The organism is Streptomyces sp. NPDC006265 (assembly GCF_040613555.1).
Classification (GTDB): domain Bacteria; phylum Actinomycetota; class Actinomycetes; order Streptomycetales; family Streptomycetaceae; genus Streptomyces.
This window is the reverse complement of sequence record NZ_JBEXSH010001019.1, coordinates 1-2,938: the sequence shown is the minus strand read 5'-3', so window position 1 is coordinate 2,938 and position 2,938 is coordinate 1. Positions and strand designations below refer to the sequence as shown.

The following is a 2,938-nucleotide window of genomic DNA, read 5'->3' as shown; positions in this document are numbered from 1 at the left end:
CCTCGATCAGGGCGTGGACGGCATCGTCATCTCCGAGCCGATCGAGCAGGAGGGTGACGCGGAACTCTCCCCGTCCGTCGACGTCCCGGTGCTGGTTCTCGGCGCGCCTCCCTCGTTCGCCGCCCCCCGGGTGCTGACGGCGGGGATCGTCTCCGACCAATTGGCACGGGGGGTCACCGAGCACCTTCTCGATCTGGGTCACACCACCGTCCATCACCTTGCCGGCCCCTTGCGGTGGTACGCCGCCAGGGACCGTCTCGCGGGATGGCGAAGGACCCTGGCCGCGCACGGACGACGCGAACCGCCCGTCATCTCGGGTGACTGGTCCGCCGCCTCCGGCTACAAGGCCGGCCGGCGGCTGGCTGCCGACGACAGTGTGACCGCCGTCTTCGCCGCCAACGACGACATGGCCATCGGTCTGATCCGGGCGCTGCTGGAAGCCGGTCGCCGCGTGCCGGAGGACATCAGTGTCGTCGGTCTCGACGACATCCCGGTCGCCGCCTACGTGTCCCCTCCCCTGACCACAGTGCGACAGCCTTTCGACGCCACGGCCCGAGACGGTCTCCGGAGTCTCGTGCACGCCATCGAGAACCCGGGCGCCGAACAGATTCCGGTGGACAACCCCCCGATCGAGCTCGTCGTCCGCGCTTCGACCGCACCCCCTCCGCCCTCGCCGGCCCCGGACCACCGGCGCACCTCCCGCTGATTCCGCACCCGGCCCGACACGAGGAGAGGTCCGCCCACCCACAGAACGTCAACCCCGTACCCCTGGTTGTGACGCCCGCTCCTGAGCACACGAGCGATGCACGGGCTTCGTGCCCCGTGCTCGGCAGCGCCACGCCTGGGCGCTCCCCCCGCGGAGCCGATCACGCCCAGGCGCCTTTCCGCTCTCGGCGTCTCCCGCCCTCACAGGCACGAGGCGCTTCCACCGGCGGAACGTGACGTAAGCGGCCCGAAGCCGCGGCAGTACCCGCTTGCCTCTCATCAGCCCGGCCCGGTCACATCGCACAGGCGTCTCCGCCTGCGTAGCGCACAGCAGCCGCCGTCGGGATCGCCGGCCTCCACGCCCTTCTCCCGGAGTTCACCATGTCCAGATTCCTCATCAGCTCCTCCTCGGCCTCCCCGGCCTCCCTGACCCGCCGTGGCTTCCTCGCCGCGACCGGAGCCGTGTCACTCGGGGCCGCGCTCACCTCTTGCGGTGGCAGCGGCTCCGGTGGCTCCTCCGCCTCCGCCGAGCCGGTCAGCCAGGCCGACATCGACAAGGCGATGAAGACGCCGACTCAGCTGACGTTCTGGACCTGGGTCCCGAACATCCAGCAGGAGGTCGCGCTCTTCGAGAAGAAGTATCCGGCCATCAAGGTCAAGGTCGTCAACGCCGGTCAGGGCGTGGCCCATTACACGAAGCTGCGTACGGCGCTGAAGGCCGGCAGCGGGGCTCCGGACCTGGTGCAACTCGAGTACCAGGCGGTCCCGACCTTCACGATCACGGACAACCTGCTGGACCTCGGCCCGTACGGCGCCACCGAGCTGAAGGACAGGTTCGTCGACTGGACCTGGGCGCAGGTCAGCGGCCCCGACGGCCAGGTCTGGGCGATCCCCCAGGACACCGGGCCGATGGGCATGCTGTACCGCAAGGACATCTTCGACAAGCACGGCATCCAAGTGCCCAAAACCTGGGACGAGTTCGCGGAGGCGGCCCGGAAGTTGCACAGAGCCGACCCGGACGTCTACCTGACCAACCTCGCGGCGAACGAAGCCGCCGCCTGGCACGGGCTGATGTGGCAGGCGGGCGCCAAGCCGTACGGGGTCAAGAGCAAGAGCGACCTGTCGATCAGCGTCGACGACGCCCTGTCGAAGAAGCTCGCCGGTTACTGGGGCGGGCTCGCCGCGGAAGGCGTCATCAGTACCGACCCGGACTTCACCGACGGGTGGTACGCCGGTTTCAACAAGGGCAAGTACGCCACCTGGCTCACCGCGGCCTGGGGCCCGGCGTTCCTGTCCGGCTCGGCCAAGTCCACCGCGGGCAAGTGGCGGGCCGCGCCGCTTCCGCAGTGGGACGCCTCCAAGCCGGTCTCGGGCAACTGGGGCGGCTCCACGACCGCCGTCGTCAAGTCCACCGAGAACGCGATAGCGGCCGCGCGGTTCGCCCAGTTCCTCAACAGCGACCCGGCGAGCGCCAAGATGTTCGCCACCCAGCAGTTCTTCTTCCCCGCGACCAAGGCGCTGCTCGGGGACTCGAGGTTCACCGGCGACGATCCCGCGTTCTACGGCGGCCAGCAGGTCAACCAGGTCTTCGCCGACGTCAGCGCGTCCGTCTCCACGTCCTTCCAGTGGCCGCCCTTCCTGGACCAGGTGGCGACGGACTGGACCGAGACCGTCGGCAAGTCCCTCGCCGCCAAGTCGGACACCGTCGCGGCGCTCGGCGACTGGCAACAGCGGATCACCACGTATGCCAAGACCCAGGGCTTCACGGTCAAGGGGGCATGAGGTGACCGTCACCACCGCGCCCCCGGTGAGACGGGCATGCCGGGCCGGGTTCGCACGCCGGCGGGGGGCAGGCCCCCTGTTCGTCGCTCCCTTCCTCGTGCTGTTCGTCCTGCTCTTCCTCGCCCCGCTCGGCTACGCCGCCTACCTCAGCTTCTTCCAGGAGCGACTCGTCGGCGGCACGGTCTTCGTCGGGCTGGACAACTACACCACCGCCCTCACGGACCCCCTTCTTCTCCACGGGGTGGGCCGAGTCGCCCTGTTCTTCGCGATCCAGGTGCCGATCATGCTGCTGCTGGCCCTGGTCTTCGCCCTCGCACTGGACAGCGGCCTGCTGTACCTGGCACGAGTGATCCGGCTCGGCATCTTCGTCCCGTACGCCGTCCCGAGCGTGGTCGCCGCGCTGTGGTGAGGAATCCAGTACGGAGAGGAGGTAGTTACGTTCAGCGAGAGG

2 protein-coding genes and 1 pseudogene are annotated in these 2,938 nt (G+C 69.3%); all 3 read left to right on the top strand.

From position 1 onward, the window contains the following. On the top strand, window positions 1–706 hold a 706-nt coding region (locus tag ABZ281_RS44500), incomplete at its 5' end, for a substrate-binding domain-containing protein (protein WP_356663988.1). Between the two features lie 380 nt (window positions 707–1,086). Then, the gene (locus ABZ281_RS44495; RefSeq protein WP_356663986.1) at window positions 1,087–2,487 is read left to right on the top strand and encodes a sugar ABC transporter substrate-binding protein; all 1,401 of its coding nucleotides are present in this window, start codon (window positions 1,087–1,089) and stop codon (window positions 2,485–2,487) included. Continuing rightward, a pseudogene (locus ABZ281_RS44490) lies at window positions 2,450–2,890 on the top strand (hypothetical protein); the annotation flags it as partial. The gene ABZ281_RS44495 and the pseudogene ABZ281_RS44490, both read left to right, overlap by 38 nt. Window positions 2,891–2,938 lie beyond the last annotated feature (48 nt).